Source organism: Stenotrophomonas sp. 2619, assembly GCF_040548725.1.
GTDB lineage: Bacteria > Pseudomonadota > Gammaproteobacteria > Xanthomonadales > Xanthomonadaceae > Stenotrophomonas > Stenotrophomonas maltophilia_AP.
Genome location: NZ_JBEPSF010000003.1, coordinates 1 through 17225, shown reverse-complemented (window position 1 = coordinate 17225; position 17225 = coordinate 1). Strand labels below are relative to the sequence as shown.

Sequence of the window (17225 nt, the reverse complement as noted above, 5' to 3'; positions counted from 1 at the left end):
CCGGCCCCGCCGGGCCGGTCGGCCCCGATCGACCGGCCGGCCTGTTCAGCCGGCCCGTTCAGCCAGCAACGGCGGGCGTGGCGCCGGCCAGCAGGTCGCGGACCCGGTAGCTGCCCGGCGCGCGGCCGGCCAGCTGGGTGGCGGCAAACAGGGCGCCGCGGGCGAAGATGTCGCGGTTGGTGGCACGGTGGGTCAACTCGATACGCTCGCCCAGCCCGGTGAACTGGACCAGGTGCTCGCCCACGATGTCCCCGGCGCGCAGGCTGGCGTAGTGCGGGTCTGCCCCGCCCTTCTGCGCCGCGGCCCCGAGCGTCAGCGCGGTCCCGGAGGGCGCGTCCTGCTTGTGCACGTGGTGCGACTCGACGATGTCGCAGTTCCAGCCGGCCAGCGCGGCTGCGGCGCGCTCGACCAGCTCGTCCAGTACCGCCACGCCCAGGCTGAAGTTCGACGCCCATACCAGCGGGATGCTGGCGGCCGCCTGGATCAGCGCCTGGCGCTGCGCCTCGCTGATGCCGGTGGTGCCTGACACCAACCCGGCCCCCCGTTCGACGCACAGTGCCAGGATCGGGTCGAAGCCTTCGGGCAGGCTGAAGTCGATGGCCACGTCGAACGTGGGCGCACCGGCCAGTTCACTGCTGGCGAAATGCGGCACACCGTCCACCACCCGTTGCGCCGGCGACCGGCGGGTCACTGCGGCGACGATCTGCAGGGAAGGATTCTCGGCGGCGAGACGCAGCAGGGCCTGGCCCATGCGTCCGGACGCGCCGTGGATGAGCAAACGAAGAGGGGGAGTGGTCATGCCCGCAGGCTAGCGGTGCGCGCAGGCCTGCACAAGGGGAAATACGGCACGCATGCGCCCGCTTGCTACCCTGTGCGCCTGTTTTTCAAGGCCATCGCCCATGCAGCTTTCGCAGCAACGCGTTCTTGTCACCGGCGGCGCCCGCGGGCTCGGCCAGCACCTGGTACGTGCATTCGTCCGCGAGGGCGCGCAGGTGGTGATCAACTACCTGCACAGCGCCGATGCGGCGCAGGCACTGGCGGCCGAACTGGGGCCGACCACGTTGGCGGTGCAGGCCGATGTCACCGACCGGCGTCAGGTCGATGCCCTGTTCGCCCGCGCCCACGCGCACTTCGGTCACCCGATCAACTGCGTGGTCAACAATGCACTGGCCGCCTTCTCCTTCAACGGCGACGCGCGCGCCAAGGCCGACACCATCGCCTGGCCTGCGTTCCGCGCGCAGTTCGACGGCAGCGTGCAAGGCGCGCTGAACACCGTGCAGGCCGCGCTGCCCGGCATGCGCGCGCAGCACTTCGGACGGGTGATCAACATCGGCACCAACCTGTTCCAGAACCCGGTGGTGCCCTACCACGACTACACCGCCGCCAAGGCCGCGCTGCTGTCGCTGACCCGCACCCTGGCCGGCGACCTCGGTCCGGACGGCATCACCGTGAACATGCTGTCCGGTGGCCTGCTGCGCACCACCGACGCCAGCGCCGCCACGCCCGAGGCGGTGTTCGACTACATCGCCGCCAACACCCCGCTGCGCAGCGTGACCACGCCTGCCGAGTTCGCCGATGCGGCGCTGTTCTTCGCCTCGCCGTGGTCGCGCGCGGTCACCGGGCAGAACCTGGTGGTGGACGGCGGCCTGGTGCGCGACTGACATGCGCATTTCCGAGGTGGCCCGGCGCAGCGGCGCCAGCCAGAAGGCGATCCGCCTGTACGAGGCGCGCGGCCTGCTGGCCACGGTTCCGCGCATCAACCGGTACCGCGACTACAGCGAACAGGACCTCAACCTGGTGCTGTTGATCCGTCAGGCGCTGGTACTGGGCTTCCGACTGGCCGATGTGGCTGCGTTGCGACGGCCCGATGGCAGCATCGACTGGGACCGGGTGCAGGCCTTGCTGGCGTCACGCCAGCGGGCGGTGCGCGCCGACCTTGCGCGGCTGCGGCAGCTGGACAGCGCCTTGACCGACCTGCGTGCCGAGGTCGCCGTGCTGGCCGCCGAGGGCCACAGCGGCCCGCTCGATGCCTGCCTCGCCCAGGGCGCGTGCGTGGCCGCTTGACTCTGCCCCATGGGGCAGACCGTAGCCTGCACCGCCCGGCAACGAGCGCCCGCATGTCCCGATCCATCGTCATCCTGCTTGGCCACCCCGACCGCGACAGCCTGTGCGGCGCCCTGGCCGAGCGGTACCAACACGCCGCGCTCGCCGCCGGCCACACGGTGCAGCTGTTCGCGCTGGGCGAGATCGACTTCGACCCGATCCTGCGCCACGGCTACCGCCAGATCCAGCCGCTGGAGCCGGGCCTGGAGCAGATCAACACCGCCATCGCCGGCTGCGAGCATCTGGTCCTGGTGTATCCCACCTGGTGGGGCGGCATGCCGGCGTTGCTCAAAGGTTTCTTCGACCGCGCCTTCCTGCCCGGGGTCGCCTTCCGCTACCGCGCCGATTCGGTGTGGTGGGACCGGCTGCTGGCCGGACGCAGCGCACGGGTGATCACCACCCTGGACACCCCGCCCTGGTACTTCCGCTGGGTATACCGCATGCCGGGGCACCAGCAGATCCGGCGGACGATCCTGGAATTCTGCGGCATCCGCCCGGTGAAGATCAGCGGCTTCGGGCCGGTACGCAGCGCCTCCGCGGCGCAGCGCGAGGCCTGGTTGCAGCAGGCCGAGCAGCTGGGCCGCCAGGCCCGCTGACCCGCCGTAGCGCCGGGCTCTGCCCGGCTTGCATCAGTTCACCGCATCAGGGAGCGAAGAGTAGCCGGGCAGAGCCCGGCGCTACGCGGCTTGCTTCGGTTCCGGGCTACCTGCCGAGAGACCCTCCGTAGCGCCGGGCTCTGCCCGGCCTGCGTCAGATCCCCGAACGATCCGCCGAAGAGCAGCCGGGCAGAGCCCGGCGCTACGTGGCTTGCGTCGGATCCGCGCTACCTGCCGAGAGACCCTCCGTAGCGCCGGGCTCTGCCCGGCCTGCGCCAGATCCCCGAACGATCGGCCGAAGAGCAGCCGGGCAGAGCCCGGCGCTACGCGGCATGCGTCAGCACCGGGCTACCTGCCGAGAGACCCTCCGTAGCGCCGGGCTCTGCCCGGCCTGCGTCAGATCCCCGAACGATTGACCGAAGAGCAGCCGGGCAGAGCCCGGCGCTACTCAGTGCTGTTTCGGGGTGCTTGGGCCGCAGCTGTCGCAGCCGCCACACGCGCCACCGCCGCCGCTGGCCGGGGGCGCGATCTTCCGCCCCAGTGCCTGGAGCCAGGCGGCGCGCTGCGGCTTCACCAGCCCCAACGCGATCGCCGCACGCGCCTTGCGCACGGTGCCGGGGAACTGCTTCTTCAGCACCACCCAGGCACTGACCATGACGATCAGCACCACCACGACGTACTGCAGCAGCAGGCCGGTGCTCATCAGCCGCCGCCCAGTGCCACGGTCACCTGGTAGGTGACCAGCGCGGCAACGTAGGCCGCCGCGAACAGGTAGACGGTGGCAAAGCCCACCTGCTTCCACGAGTTGGTTTCACGCTTGATCGTGGCCAGCGTGGAAATGCACATCGGCGCATAGATGAACCACACCAGCAGCGACAGGCCGGTAGCCAGCGACCAGCCATGGGCCACCACCGGGGTCAGCGCCTGGATCGCCGCATCATCGTCGGCGGCGGACAGCGCATAGATCGTGGCCAGCGAGGACACCGCCACTTCGCGCGCGCCCATGCCCGGGATCAGGGCGATGCAGATCTGCCAGTTGAAGCCCAGCGGCGCGAAGATCGTGGTCATGGCATGACCGATCTGGCCGGCAAAGCTGTAGTCGATGGCCGGCATGGTCGCGTTGGCCGGGGCCGCCGGGAACTTCAGCAGCACCCACAGCAGGATGGTCAGCGACAGGATGATGCCGCCCACGCGCTTGAGGAAGATCATGCCGCGCTCGTACAGGCCCACGGCCAGGTCGCGCGGGTGCGGAATGCGGTACGACGGCAGCTCCAGCATCAGCGGGTGCTCGCTCTTGTCGCGGCGCCACTTCTTCATCACCCACGACATCGCCAGCGCGCTGAGGATGCCGGCCATGTACAGACCGAACAACACCAGCCCCTGCTGGCTGACAAAGCCCCACAGGGTTTTGGCCGGAATGAATGCGCCAATCAGCAGCGCATACACCGGCAGCCGCGCCGAACAGGTCATCAGCGGCGCCACCAGAATGGTCGCCAGACGATCACGGGGGTCCTGGATGCTGCGGGTGGCCATGATGCCCGGCACCGCGCAGGCGAAGCTGGACAACAGCGGGATGAACGAGCGCCCGGACAGCCCGGCGGCGGCCATCATGCGATCCAGCAGGAACGCCGCGCGCGGCAGGTAGCCCGATTCTTCCAGGGCCAGGATGAAGGCGAACAGGATCAGGATCTGCGGCAGGAACACCACCACCCCGCCGACGCCGGCAATGATGCCGTCGGTGATCAGGCTGGTCAGCGGGCCTTCGGGCAGCACCGCGGCCACGTACTCGCCCAGCCAGCCGAAGCCGGCTTCGATACCGTCCATCAGCGGCGTGGCCCAGGCAAACACCGCCTGGAAGATCAGGAACATCACCACCACCAGGGTGATCAGCCCGAACACCGGGTGCAGCAGCCAGCGGTCCAGCGCGTCGTCGATCTTCGCGGTGCGGGTGGGCATGCTGACCGACGCGGCCAGGATGCCGCGCACCTGCGCGTGGTAATCCGCCGCCGCGTCCGGTACCGCCACGGGCGCCTGCAGGTGCGGCACCATCGCGTCCAGCCGCGCGACCAGCGCCTGGGCACCGTTGCGGCGCACCGCCACGGTTTCCACCACCGGCACGCCGAGCGCCTGTTCCAGCGCTGGCACGTCGATCTTGATGCCCCGGCGCTCGGCCGCGTCCACCATGTTCAGCGCCACGATCATCGGCTTGCCCAGCTCGCGCAGTTCCAGCGCGAAGCGCAGGTGCAGGCGCAGGTTGGTGGCGTCGATCACGCACAGCAGCACATCCGGCGCGGCCTCGCCCGGGTAGAAGCCCCGGCACAGGTCGCGGGTGATCGCTTCGTCCAGGCTGGCCGGCTGCAGGCTGTAGGCGCCCGGCAGGTCGAGCACGGCGAACTCACGGCCGGACGGCGCACGCAGGCGGCCTTCCTTGCGCTCGACGGTCACGCCGGTGTAGTTGGCCACCTTCTGGCGGCTGCCGGTGAGCTGGTTGAACAGCGCGGTCTTGCCGCTGTTGGGGTTGCCCACCAGCGCCACGCGCAGGGTTGCGGTCGCCGCGTTCATGCCGGCACCCCGACGGGCAACGCGGTCACGTGGACGCGCCGGGCCTCGCTGCGGCGCAGGGCAAAACGGGTAAACCCGACCTGTACCAGCAGCGGCTCACCGCCCACCGGACCACGGGCGACCAGACGCACATCTTCACCCTTGACGAAGCCCAGCTCCTTGAGCCGGCGGGCGATGGCATCGTTGGCGTGTAGTTCCTGCACCGATTCCACCAGGGCGGAGCTGTGCAGAGGCAGATCGGACAGCGTCACGGAGCGCCTTGTGGTTGATAGGAATGGTTATCAATTCTAGCATCGCCGCGTCGCGTCATGGCCGCTGCCCCACGGCCCGCTATGATCTGTACATGTATGGAGCAACCACAGGTCCCCTGCCCCCATGAGTGATGCATTACGGATAGAACGCAGCGCCTCGGTGCTGACGCTGTGGCTGAACCGCCCCACCCTGCACAACGCCTTCGATGCGGCCCTGATCGCCCAGCTCACCGCAGCGTTGGAGGCGGCCGGCCGTGACGAACAGGTCCGGGCGGTGGTGCTGGCCGGCCAGGGCGCGTCGTTTTCAGCAGGCGCGGATATGCAGTGGATGCGCGGCATGGCCGCCGCCAGCGAGGACGCCAACCGCGAAGATTCGCTGGCCCTGGCCCGGCTGATGCGCACCCTGGACGAGCTGCCCAAGCCCACCATCGCACGGGTCCAGGGCGCCGCCTTCGGTGGCGGGGTGGGCCTGGTGGCCTGCTGCGACATCGCCATTGCCAGCACCGCCGCCCGCTTCGGGCTGACCGAAAGCCGGCTGGGCCTGCTGCCGGCGGTGATTTCCCCCTACGTGATCGACGCGATCGGCCCGCGCCAGGCCCGCCGCTGGTTTGCCACCGGCGAGCATTTCGATGCCGAGACCGCGCTGCGGATCGGCCTGGTGCACCAGCTGATCGAACCTGAACGCATCGACGAGGCGGTCCAGCGCCAGCTGGGCCTGCTGGACAAGGCCGGCCCGGTGGCCTCGGCCTCGGCCAAGGAACTGGTGCGCCGGGTCAGCGTGGGTCGCGACCGCGACGCGCTGGACCGTGACAACGCCGCGCTGATCGCGCGCCTGCGGGTGTCGGCCGAAGGCCAGGAAGGCCTGGGCGCCTTCCTGGACAAGCGCGCCCCGCATTGGGTCACCCAGGACTGAGGACACACGCATGCTCGACCACATCGGGATCCGCTGCGCCGACTTCGCGCGCAGCCTGTCGTTCTTCCAGCAGGCCCTGGCCCCGCTGGGCATCAGCGTGGTGATGCAGGTCAGTGCCGAACAGACCGGCGACCATGACCATGCCGGCTTCGGCCGCACCGGCAAGCCGGACTTCTGGATCGGCAACGCCCCCGGCGCCCACGGTGGCGTGCACGTGGCCTTCAGTGCCGACAGCCGCGAGGCGGTGGATGCGTTCCACCGCGCCGCACTTGCCGCCGGTGGCCAGGACAATGGCGCCCCGGGCATCCGCGAGTACTACCACCCGAACTACTACGGGGCGTTCGTGCTCGACCCGGACGGCAACAATATCGAAGCGGTCTGCCACCGCCCGGGCTGAGCGCCCCCGGTCGCCCCCGACGACCGCGATCCTTCAGCGCAGGCTGGCCGCTTTGTCGCCCAGCCCGCGTATCCCCCTTTCGTGGCCCGCCGGGGAACGTGGGCCACCCTCTTTCCCTTGGTATCCCTGTGACCCGACCCCTGCCCCTTCTGCAGCCTGCTGTGCGCCGTCCCGTCCGCCGGGAGGCCTGCCATGGATGATGTCGTCCGCATCGTCGAAGTCGGCCCGCGCGACGGCCTGCAGAACGAAGCCCAGCCGGTGGCCACCGCCGACAAGATCGAGCTGATCCGGCAGCTGTCCCTGACCGGCCTGCGCACCATCGAAGCCACCAGCTTCGTGAGCCCGCGCTGGGTGCCGCAGCTGGCCGACGCCGCCGAGGTTTACGCCGGCATCGAGCGCCGCCCCGGCATCGCCTACCCGGTGCTGGTGCCCAACGAACAGGGCTATGACCGTGCCCGCGCCGTGGGCGTTTCCGAAGTGGCGGTGTTCACCGCCGCCTCGGAAACCTTCAACCGCACCAACACCAACGCCGGCATCGACGAATCGCTGGCGCGCTTCGCCCCGATCCTTGAACGGGCCAAGGCCGACGGGGTCAAGGTCCGCGGCTATGTGTCCACCGTGCTCGGCTGCCCGTACCAGGGCGAGGTGGCGGTCAGCGAGGTGGTGCGGGTCGCGCGCGCCCTGCACGAGATGGGCTGTTACGAAATCTCGCTGGGCGACACCATCGGCGTGGGCACCCCGCGCAAGGCCCGCGCGATGCTGCACGCGGTCGCCGCCGAATTGCCGATGTCGGCGCTGGCCGTGCATTTCCATGACACCTACGGCCAGGCGCTGGCCAATATCGATGCGTGCCTGGAAGAAGGCGTTCGCGTGATCGACTCGGCCGTGTCCGGCGCCGGTGGCTGCCCGTACGCCAAGGGCGCCAGCGGCAATGTCGCCAGCGAAGACGTGGTGTACCTGCTGCACGGGATCGGCATGCGCACCGGCATCGACCTGCCGGCGCTGGCCGCGACCGGCCGCTGGCTGGCGGCGCGGCTGGGCCGCGAGACCGGCAGCAAGGCCGGCAAGGCGCTGGCGGCCACATGAGCCGCCGCGGCCCGCGCCGGGACGTTGCGGTCGGTGACCACCTCACCGCCCACGTCCACGCGCTGGCCGCCATGGATCGCGCCCTGGCGAGCCCGCCGGACCAGGCCGATCTGCGCACCCTGCTGCGCGAGGTGCAGCAGGCCCTGCAGGAAGCGATGGACGACCGCCAGCTGGCGCTGCGCCGGTATGCCGCGCTGTTTGACGCCGTACCCGACCCGGTCAGCATCCTGAGCGAAACGGGCGTGGTGCTGGACCTCAACAATGCCGGCGTGCGCGCCTATGGCCGCCCGCGCGAGGACATCGTCGGGCAGCCGATCGAACTGCTCAACCCCGACCTGCCCAACGACCACCTGGACCCGGTGTGGGAAGCGCTGCACCGGGGCGAAACCTACGTCATCGAAGTCACCAACATGCGCGGCGACGGCAGCCGCTTCCCGGTGGAGGTGCACTCGGCCGGGTTCGAACACCAGGGCGAGCACTGCATCGTGGCGGTGGCGCGCGACCTGAGCAGCCGCTGGCAGGCCGAATCGCGCTACCGGCTGCTGATGGAATCGATCGACAAGGGCGTGGTGCTGTTCGATACGCACCTGCGCGTGGTCTCGGCCAACCCGGCCGCGCACCGCATCCTGGGCACCGCCGGCAACGGCGGCAGCCTGCAGGCGATGCTGGCCCCGGACGACTGGATCTGCGTGGACGAACACGGCCACCCGCTCAACCGCGAGCAATGGCCGGCGGCAGTGTCGCTGCGCACCGGCCGGATCATCCGCAGCACCATCGTCGGGCTGTACCACCGTCCGCGCGGTCGCATGATCTGGATCTCGACCACCAACGTACCGGTGTTCGGCACCGGCCGCGACTGCCCGGACCACGTGTTCGGCATGTTCAGCGACATCACCGAACTCAAGCGCACCAATGCGCTCTTCGACCGCGCCCAGTCGCTGGCGCACATCGGCGGCTGGGAATGGGACCGCGGCCTGCAGCGGCTGTACCTCACCGACGAGGCCAACCGCATCCTTGGCCAGGAGCTGCCCCTGCACGACATGGCGCACCTGCTGGAATGCCTGCGCGTGGACGACCGCTCGCAGCTGCAGCAGGCACTGCTGGACGTGATCGACAAGCAGGTGCCGTTCGAGCTGGAGCTGCAGGGCCAGCGCAGCGACGGCCATTCGTTCTGGGTGCGCATGATCGGTGAAGCCGAAGCGGGCGACGTGGATGCCGCGCGCATCGCCGGCACCGTGCAGGACATCACCGCGCGCAAGCAGGCTGAGGAAACCCTGCGCATCCAGGCGCGTACCGACCCGCTCACCGGCATCATGAACCGCGATGCGGTGCTCAACGACCTGGCTGCGCGCATGGCCAACCCGACCCACTGCCGGGTGGCGGTGCTGTACATCGACCTGGACCGGTTCAAGACCGTCAACGACCTGCTGGGCCACAACGCCGGCGACGAACTGCTGATCGATGCCACCCGCCGCATCGCCACCGCGATCGGCACCGAGGGGCTGCTGGCGCGCTTCGGCGGCGATGAATTCCTGGTGGTCTGCGACACTCGCGACCAGGCCGACCAGCCCGAGCGCCTGGCCGAGGCGATCACGCGCGGGTTCAGTACGCCGTTCCGGTTCGGCAGCGACGAATTCGCGGTCACCACCAGCATCGGCATCGCGCGCGCGCCGCAGGACGGGCTGCGCCCGCAGCAGCTGATCCAGAACGCCGACATCGCCATGTACGACTGCAAGCGCCGCACCCGCAACGGCTGGCAGGTGTTTTCACCGGAGCTGGCGCAGCGCCAGCACGACCGCCTGCAGATCGAAAGCCGCCTGCACCGCGCGCTGGACGACGATGAGTTCCACCTGGTCTACCAGCCGCAGGTCAGCCTGCACGACGGCCGCATGGTGGCTGCCGAGGCCCTGATCCGCTGGCGCAACTCGCAGCTGGGCGAACTGCGCCCGGACATCTTCATTGCGCATGCCGAAAGCACCGGCGACATCGTGCGGATCGGCCTGTGGGTCCTGCGCGAGGCCTGCCGCCAGGTGCGCCAGTGGCAGGATGCCGGGCTGGGCATCGTGCGGGTGGCAGTGAATGTGTCCTACCGGCAGTTCGTCGGCGAGGACCTGGCCCGCCACGTGCGCCAGGTACTGGACGAGTTCGGCCTGCCCGGCAGCGCACTGGAGCTGGAGTTCACCGAGCGGGTGCTGATCGAGGACGCGCCGGACACCCTGCAGACCTTCGCGCGTCTCCGCGAAATGGGCGTGCAGCTGACCATCGACGACTTCGGCGAAGGCTACAGCGCGCTGAACTACCTGCGCCGGCTGCCGATCCACGGGCTCAAGCTGAGCCAGCTGTTCGTCGAGGGCGTGCCGGGCAACCGCTCCGACGAAGCAGTGTGCGAGGCGGTCTGCGGGATCGCCCGCAGCCTGGGGCTGGGGCTGGTCGCCGAGGGGATCGAATCGGAGCCGCAGCGGCGTTTCCTGCAGGCGCTGGGGGTGACGGTCGGGCAAGGGTTCCTGTTCGCGCCCGGGCTGGCGCCGGATGAATTCGCCCGGCGCCTGACACCCCGCCACTGAGCCCGGCGCGCAGCGCACAACAGCGGCACGCCCCGCTTCCGCTAGAATCGGCGGTTCCTGATCCAGCGGAACCTTGCGATGCAGCTGTCTTCTGTCCGTGCCGTCATCACCGGTGGCGTCTCCGGCCTCGGCCTGTCCGTGGCCCAGTTCCTGGTTGCCCAGGGCGGCAAGGTCGCCCTGTTCGATCTCAATGACGACAAGGGCGCGGCCGCCGTGGCCACGCTTGGCGCCGACAACGCGCGCTACTTCACCACCAACGTCAGCGACGAAGCGGCCGTGGCCGCGCAGATCGATGCCGCACACGACTTCCTGGGCGGCCTGAATGTCGCCATCAGCTGCGCGGGCATCCTCGGTGCCGGCCGCGTGCTGGGCAAGGAGGCGCCGATGCCGCTGGCCAACTTCCAGACCACGGTGATGGTCAACCTGGTGGGCAGCTTCAACGTCGCCAAGGCCGCGGCCAACCGCATGCAGCACAACACCCCCGGCGACGACGGCGAGCGCGGGGTGATCATCAACACCGCCAGCGTGGCCGCCTACGAGGGCCAGATCGGCCAGGCCGCGTATTCGGCGTCCAAGGGCGGCGTGGTCAGCATGACCCTGCCGATGGCACGCGAGCTGTCGCGCTTCGGCATCCGCGTGATGACCATCGCCCCGGGCATCTTCTGGACCCCGATGGTCGATGGCATGCCGCCGGCCGTGCAGGAATCGCTGGCCGCTTCGATTCCGTTCCCGCCGCGCCTGGGCAAGCCGGAGGATTTCGCCGGCCTGGTCGGCCATATCCTGGGCAACACCTACCTCAATGGCGAAACCATCCGCCTGGACGGTGGCGTGCGCCTGGCGCCCAAGTAAGCACATCCCCATCCCGCCGGGTGCCCGGACTGGCACCCTGACCTCCCACGAACCGACCTTCATTCCATGAAAGCCAACGACATCAAGAAAGGCAACGTCGTCGAATACAACAACGGCGTCTACCAGATCCGCGACATCGAGCGCAGCTCGCCGCAGGGTCGCGGCGGCAACGTCCGCTTCCGCTTCATCATGTACAGCGTGCCGGGCGGCAACAAGCTCGATGCCAGCTTCGATGCCGACGACAACCTGCCCGAAGTCGAACTGCTGCGCCGCCAGTCCACCTATTCCTACAAGGACGGCGACGCATTCGTGTTCCTGGACGACGAGGACTACACCCCGTACATGGTCGACGCGGAAGTGCTGGGCGATGACGCCGGCTACATCACCGATGGCCTGACCGGCATCTACGTGCAGGTGATCGACGAGACCCCGGTGGGCGTGCAGCTGCCGACCAGCGTGGTGCTGGAAGTGGTCGAAACCCCGCCGGAAATGAAGGGCGGCACGGCCACCAAGCGCCCGAAGCCGGCCAAGCTCAGCACCGGCATTGAAATCATGGTGCCCGAGTACATCGCCAACGGCGAACGCGTGCTGGTCAACACCGCCACCGGTGAGTTCGCCGGTCGTGCCGACTAAGCGCCTGGCGCTGGTGGGCTGCCTGTCCCTGCTTGCGGCGTGTTCGCCGCAGGCAGGCGACAGCGACACCCGCCCGGCCGACGCGGCACCGGTCGCCGCGGCTCCCGCGGCGGCTACACCTGCACCCGCGACGGAGGTGGCAGCCGATGCCGCCGTAACGCCTGCGGCCGATGCACCTACCGACATGGACGCAGGCGCGGACGTCGACGACGACGCCGGCATGCCCGACCTGGAACAGCTGCAACGCGCACGCGCCGCTGCGGGCTGCGAGGTATCCAACGACGTGGGCGAGTTGGCCGACATCCGCATCTACTGCGCGATGCCTGCCGATGTGCGCGCCTTCCTCGAACGCGAAAACACCTGCCAGCACTTCGCGGGCGAAGAGCCCTACGACGAGGAACGCCGCCAGGAGCTGGAACAGGCCTCGGCGGACTACTGCGATGGCCGCGAGCGGATCTTCGCGGCGTTGTACGCACGCCACCACGACGACTGCACCATCCGCCACGCATTGCGCGGCGTCGGCAAGCGCTACGACCTGTTCACCGGTCCGGTACCGGCCGACTGCCAGCCGTAGCGCCTGCGTGTCTGCGCCGCGCGTTTACGGCTTGGCGGCCAGCGCCGGCGCCCCGGCAAAATCACCACAGCCGTGATACTGGCGGGCGCCCACGGTCAACATCGCCGTGGCGCCGAATGCCTGCCCGCTCATATCGTCCTGGCACACGGTGCGCTGAAAGGTCAGCTTCACCGGCGTGCCATCTGCGGCCGTACCCGACCAGCCATCCTTGCCCTGGGTCGGCGCAGCGATCTCCAGCGTGCGCTGCCCGTAGTCGGTTTCCACGCGCAGGTGCGACGTGGCACCTGCGGCCACTTCGGCCAGCCAGCCCGGCTCGTTGCCGGTGGCGCGGAAGCCGGCGCTGGCGCTGTCCTGCGCGCCGGCAACCGGTGCCGCAGCGCCCTGTTCACCACTGCCGGTGCAGCTGCGCTCCGGCTCGCCCTTCAGTTGCAACGTGCCTTCGGTGGTGCCCTTGGTCCAGAAGGTATTGCCCTGGCCGTCACCGTAGCGCGCGCCGGATGCCGCCGGTTCCGATGCCATCGGGTAGGTGCGCCCGCCGACCACCACGCTGGCCGAATCCTGGCCGCGGTAAGTGGCCTGCACGGCGACGTCGCCACACTGGAAGGCGTAGCTGCGTTCATCGGAGGTAGCAGCGGCCAAGGACGGTGGCGCCTCGGCCGTACCAGCGTTGCCGGCGGTGCCCTCGGCGCGTTGCGCGGGCTGGCAGGCGCTCAGGCCGGTGGCGATGACCAGGCTGAAAAGCCACGGGGATGCACGCATGTTGGACTCCTTGCGGTTGTTGCGATCAGCCAACCATCCTAGCCCGCAGCCTGCAGCAGGAGGTGAAGCAGCCCTGACTCCAGCGGCTGCAGCACCGGTTCAGCCCCCGCGTGACGGCAGCAGTCCGATCGACAGCAGGTGCACCCCGGCTGCGTTCGATGCACTCGCCCAGACCCGCAGCAGGCGCAGCGCGCGCGCGTGTTCGCCGGCCGCGTCGACATAGCGCAGATGCACGTCACTGGAGACCAGTGTCAGTTGTCCGCATACCAAGCGCTCCACTGCGGCCTGCTCCAGCAGGGTGATCCGCAGCTGTCCGGTCGACCACGCCGTAAGGCAGGGATGGGCGCCCAGCCACTGCCCTGCCCCGTCGCTGAAGAACAACGACGGCGACAGCCAGGCCTGCAGCGCGTCCACGTCCTGCGCCAACAGCAACTGCAGCACCTGTGCCTCGGCGGTGGCGATGGTGTTTTCAAGCACGGTAGTACCCATGTCATTCCTCCCGGCGTCGCCGCCATGGCCAGCGCCAGCGACGTGCGCCCTGCACCAGTACGTAGAACAGCGGCACGAAGAACACCGCCAGCACGGTGGCGGTCAACATCCCGCCAAATACCCCGGTGCCGATCGCGTGCTGGGTTTCGGCCGATGCGCCGGTGGCCAGCATCAACGGCACCACGCCCAACGCGAACGCCAGCGAGGTCATCAGGATCGGGCGCAGCCGCAGCCGTGCCGCCTCGATCGCGGCCTCGACCAGGCCGTGCCCCTGCAGCTGCAACTGGCGCGCGAATTCCACGATCAGGATCGCGTTCTTGGCCGACAGCCCGATCACGGTGATCATCCCGACCTTGAAGAACACATCGTTGGGCAACCCGCGCAGCAGCACCGCCGCCACCGCGCCCAGCAGGCCCAGCGGCACCACCAGCAATACCGCCGCCGGGATCGACCAGCTTTCATACAGCGCAGCCAGCACCAGGAACACCACCAGCATCGACAGCAGCATCAGCCACGGCGCCTGCGCACCGGAGGCGCGCTCCTGCAGTGACTGCCCGGTCCAGGCCAGCGCGAAACCGGCCGGCAACTGCCGCGCCAGGCGCTCCATCTCGGCCATGGCCTCGCCGCTGGACGCGCCCGCTGCCGCATTGCCGGACAGGCTCAGCGACGGGAAGCCCTGGTAGCGTTCCAGCTGCAACGGCGTCTGCGACCACACCGGGGTGACCAGTTCGGCCAGCGCCACCATGCCGCCATTGACGTTGCGCACATGCAGCTTGAGCACGTCGTCCACCTGCATGCGGTGCGGTGCGTCGGCCTGCACGATCACCTGCTGCAGGCGACCGGCATTGGGGAAATCGTTGACGTACTGCGAGCCCATCGCCGCCGACAGCGTGTCGCTGATCGCACTGAAGCCCACGCCCATGGCCTGCGCTTTGTGCCGGTCGATCTCCAGCCGCACGGTGCTGCCCGAGGGCAGGCCTTCTGCGTGCACGTCGCGCAGCAGCGGGCTGGCCGCAGCCAGCGCCAGCAGCTGCTGTTGTGCGGCCTGCAGCTGCGCCTGACTCTGGCCGGTGCGCGCCTGCAGGCGCAGGTCGAACCCGGACGAGGTGCCCAGGCTGTCGATGGCCGGCGGGGTTACCACGATCACCTGCCCTTCCGGCGCGGCGGCCATGGCCTGCTGCGCGCGTTCCACCTCGTCGGCCACCGTGGCACCGGCGCGCGCGCCCCAGTCGTTGAGCATGGTGTAGGCCATCGCCGCGTTCGGCCCCGACCCGGCGAAGCTGTAGCCCATGATTGCCTGGTTGGAGGCAATGCCCGGGCGCGCGGCAATGTGCGCCTCATAGCGTTGCATCACCTCCAGGGTGCGCTCGGCGGTGGCATCGGCCGGCAGCTGTATGGAGGTCATGAAGTAGCCCTGGTCCTCTTCGGGCAGGAAGGCACCGGGCAGCAGGTGCAGGCCCAGCACCAACGCCACCACGAGCGCGGCGAACACGGCCATGCTGCGTCCGCCGCGCTGCAGGATGCGCACCACCCGTCCCTGGTACCCGTGGGTCATGCGCGCCATGCCGCGGTTGAACGCGCCGAAGAAGCCGCCGCGCCCGTGGTGGCCACGCGTGCTCGGCTTGAGCAGCGTGGCGCACAGCGCGGGGGTCAGGGTCAGCGCCAGCAACGCCGAGAACAGGATCGACACCGCCATGGCCAGGCTGAACTGTCGGTAGATCGCGCCCACCGAGCCATCGGCGAGCGCCATCGGAATGAACACCGCGGTGAGCACCAGGGTGATGCCGATCACCGCGCCGGTGAGTTCTTTCATCGCCTTGGCGGTGGCCTCGCGTGGCGGCAGGCCTTCCTCGGCCATGATCCGTTCGACGCCTTCCACCACCACGATGGCATCGTCGACGATGATGCCGATCGCCAGGACCATGCCGAACATGGTCAGCACGTTGATCGAGAAGCCGGCCGCGAGCATCACCGCGAAGGTGCCCAGCAGCGCGATCGGCGCGACGATGGCCGGGATGAGCGTGTAGCGGATGTTCTGCAGGAACAGGTACATAACCGCAAACACCAGCACCATCGCTTCGATGAGGGTGATGAGCACTTTCTGGATCGAGATCGCCACGAACGGCGCGGTGTCGAACGGTACCGTGGCCTGCATGCCCACCGGCAGGGTAGGCTCGAGTTCGGCCATGCGCGCGCGCACCGCGCCGGCCACCTTCACGGCATTGGCCCCGGGCGACAACTGGATGGCCGCCGCGGTCGCAGGCGCGCCGTTCTCGCGGGTGGACCACGCATAGCTTTCGGCGCCCAGCTCGACCCGGGCAACATCACCGATGACCACCCGGGAGCCATCCGGGTTGGCACGGAGCACGATGGCGGCGAACGCCTCGGGCGTACTCAACTGGCCTTCCACGGTGAGCGGAATGGTGACGCGCTGGCCCGGCATCGCCGGGGAATCGCCGACCCGGCCGGGGGCGATCTGCGCGTTCTGTTCGCTGATCGCGGTGGTCAGATCGCCTAGGGTCAGGCGGTAGGCCACCAGCTGCGCCGGGTCGACCCAGATCCGCATCGCGCGTTCGGCACCGAACAGCTGCACGCGGCCAACGCCCTCGATGCGCCGGAGTTCTTCGACGATGTTGCGCGCCATGTAGTCGCTCAGGGCCACTTCGTCCAGGCGGCCGTCGGTGGAGCGCAGTCCGACCAGCATCAGGAAGCCCGAATCGGCGGCCTCCACGCCCAGCCCGTTCTGGCGCACCGTCTGCGGCAGCCGCGATTCGATCGCCTTGATGCGATTCTGGACGTCCACCTGGGCCAGTTCGGGATCGGTGCCGGGGCGGAAGGTGGCGGTAATGGAGGCCTCACCCGAGGTATCGGTGGACGAGGAGAAGTACAGCAGGTGTTTGACCCCGGACAGCTCGCGCTCGATCAGCCCGACCACGGCATCGTTCATGGTCTGCGCCGACGCCCCGGGATAGCTGGCATAGATGCTGATACTGGGCGGCGCAACGCTGGGATAGCGCTCGATCGCCAGGCGCGGAATGGCCAACGCACCGGCCAGCACCACGAAAATAGCCAGCACCCACGCAAACACCGGGCGCTCAATGAAAAACTGCGGCATGCAACATCCTCTCGCCGTCGCACCGCGGCGAAAGCAGCCGGTGCAGTGGCATCGTCATCCACAAAAAAGGTTCTTCGTCGTACCCGATCAAAGGCACACAGCAAGGCAACGGCGTCACGTGTGCACCTGTGCTGGATTGGCTGGTGGGGGTGGGTTGGCGGGACACGCTGCAAGTACATCCATGTAAGCTCCGTCGCCGCATCCATGCGGCTCAGGGTCCCCCCCACCCCCCCCCCCCCCCCCCCGGCCCCCCCCCGGGCCCCCCCCAAAGCGAAACCACCCCCCCCACCCCCCCCCTTAAGCCCCAAACACCCCAAACCCCCGCCCCCCACCG

Annotated in this window: 17 protein-coding genes; 10 read left to right on the top strand and 7 right to left on the bottom strand. The window is 69.3% G+C overall.

Going from position 1 to position 17225, the window contains the following annotated elements; genetic code table 11:
* Positions 1–58: 58 nt before the first annotated feature.
* Positions 59–799 carry a 4-hydroxy-tetrahydrodipicolinate reductase gene (gene dapB, locus ABIA71_RS04490; protein ID WP_354283480.1) on the bottom strand — a complete coding sequence of 247 codons (741 nt, stop codon included), beginning with the start codon at positions 797–799 and terminating at the stop codon, positions 59–61.
* 100 nt (positions 800–899) lie between these two features.
* Here dapB and ABIA71_RS04485 point away from each other — a divergent pair, with 100 nt between their 5' ends.
* From ABIA71_RS04485 to ABIA71_RS04475, 3 genes are read left to right on the top strand one after another with little or no spacing between them, the layout of a single operon-like run.
* On the top strand, positions 900–1661 hold the full coding sequence (locus tag ABIA71_RS04485; RefSeq protein WP_354283478.1) for a 3-oxoacyl-ACP reductase: 762 nt from the start codon (positions 900–902) through the stop codon (positions 1659–1661).
* 1 nt (position 1662) lies between these two features.
* Positions 1663–2064, top strand: a complete 402-nt coding sequence (locus ABIA71_RS04480) for a MerR family transcriptional regulator (RefSeq protein ID WP_159496652.1) — start codon at positions 1663–1665, stop codon at positions 2062–2064.
* A 53-nt stretch (positions 2065–2117) separates the two neighbouring features.
* On the top strand, positions 2118–2699 hold the full coding sequence (locus ABIA71_RS04475; protein WP_354283476.1) for an NAD(P)H-dependent oxidoreductase: 582 nt from the start codon (positions 2118–2120) through the stop codon (positions 2697–2699).
* 448 nt (positions 2700–3147) lie between these two features.
* On the opposite strand, the gene ABIA71_RS04470 is transcribed toward ABIA71_RS04475, so the two are convergent.
* Genes ABIA71_RS04470 through ABIA71_RS04460 form a run of 3 tightly spaced genes read right to left on the bottom strand, consistent with a single transcriptional unit; the run spans position 3148 to position 5512 of the window.
* The gene (locus tag ABIA71_RS04470; RefSeq protein ID WP_354283474.1) at positions 3148–3402 is read right to left on the bottom strand and encodes a DUF6587 family protein; all 255 of its coding nucleotides are present in this window, start codon (positions 3400–3402) and stop codon (positions 3148–3150) included.
* Positions 3402–5261: a ferrous iron transport protein B gene (gene feoB, locus ABIA71_RS04465; protein WP_354283472.1), complete on the bottom strand. Its 1860-nt coding sequence runs from the start codon at positions 5259–5261 to the stop codon at positions 3402–3404. The genes ABIA71_RS04470 and feoB overlap by 1 nt, the downstream gene beginning before the upstream one ends.
* Positions 5258–5512, bottom strand: coding sequence for a FeoA family protein (locus tag ABIA71_RS04460; protein WP_128098063.1), 255 nt, complete (start codon positions 5510–5512; stop codon positions 5258–5260). The genes feoB and ABIA71_RS04460 overlap by 4 nt, the downstream gene beginning before the upstream one ends.
* A 124-nt stretch (positions 5513–5636) precedes the next feature.
* On the opposite strand from ABIA71_RS04460, the gene ABIA71_RS04455 reads away from it, so the two are divergent.
* The 7 genes from ABIA71_RS04455 (at position 5637) to ABIA71_RS04425 (ending at position 12528) form a co-directional block, all read left to right on the top strand.
* A complete protein-coding gene (locus tag ABIA71_RS04455; protein ID WP_354283469.1) occupies positions 5637–6425 on the top strand; it encodes an enoyl-CoA hydratase-related protein in 789 nt (262 codons plus the stop codon).
* A 10-nt stretch (positions 6426–6435) separates the two neighbouring features.
* Positions 6436–6822, top strand: a complete 387-nt coding sequence (locus ABIA71_RS04450; RefSeq protein ID WP_354283467.1) for a VOC family protein — start codon at positions 6436–6438, stop codon at positions 6820–6822.
* A 192-nt stretch (positions 6823–7014) separates the two neighbouring features.
* Positions 7015–7908 carry a hydroxymethylglutaryl-CoA lyase gene (locus ABIA71_RS04445; protein ID WP_354283465.1) on the top strand — a complete coding sequence of 298 codons (894 nt, stop codon included), beginning with the start codon at positions 7015–7017 and terminating at the stop codon, positions 7906–7908.
* The gene (locus tag ABIA71_RS04440) at positions 7905–10472 is read left to right on the top strand and encodes a sensor domain-containing protein (protein WP_354283463.1); all 2568 of its coding nucleotides are present in this window, start codon (positions 7905–7907) and stop codon (positions 10470–10472) included. Before ABIA71_RS04445 ends, ABIA71_RS04440 begins: the two co-directional genes overlap by 4 nt.
* Positions 10473–10550: 78 nt before the next feature.
* A complete protein-coding gene (locus ABIA71_RS04435; protein ID WP_354283461.1) occupies positions 10551–11321 on the top strand; it encodes an SDR family NAD(P)-dependent oxidoreductase in 771 nt (256 codons plus the stop codon).
* 66 nt (positions 11322–11387) lie between these two features.
* Positions 11388–11954, top strand: a complete 567-nt coding sequence (gene yeiP, locus ABIA71_RS04430) for an elongation factor P-like protein YeiP (RefSeq protein WP_128098065.1) — start codon at positions 11388–11390, stop codon at positions 11952–11954.
* The gene (locus ABIA71_RS04425; RefSeq protein WP_354283459.1) at positions 11944–12528 is read left to right on the top strand and encodes a hypothetical protein; all 585 of its coding nucleotides are present in this window, start codon (positions 11944–11946) and stop codon (positions 12526–12528) included. The genes yeiP and ABIA71_RS04425 overlap by 11 nt, the downstream gene beginning before the upstream one ends.
* A 24-nt stretch (positions 12529–12552) precedes the next feature.
* On the opposite strand, the gene ABIA71_RS04420 is transcribed toward ABIA71_RS04425, so the two are convergent.
* From ABIA71_RS04420 to ABIA71_RS04410, 3 genes are all read right to left on the bottom strand, one after another.
* Positions 12553–13287 carry an MliC family protein gene (locus tag ABIA71_RS04420; protein ID WP_354283457.1) on the bottom strand — a complete coding sequence of 245 codons (735 nt, stop codon included), beginning with the start codon at positions 13285–13287 and terminating at the stop codon, positions 12553–12555.
* A gap of 99 nt (positions 13288–13386) precedes the next feature.
* Positions 13387–13776 (bottom strand): nuclear transport factor 2 family protein, encoded by a 390-nt coding sequence (locus ABIA71_RS04415; RefSeq protein WP_128098067.1) that lies wholly within the window; start codon positions 13774–13776, stop codon positions 13387–13389.
* Position 13777: 1 nt separating this feature from the next.
* Positions 13778–16891, bottom strand: coding sequence for a multidrug efflux RND transporter permease subunit (locus ABIA71_RS04410; RefSeq protein WP_354283454.1), 3114 nt, complete (start codon positions 16889–16891; stop codon positions 13778–13780).
* Positions 16892–17225: the final 334 nt, after the last annotated feature.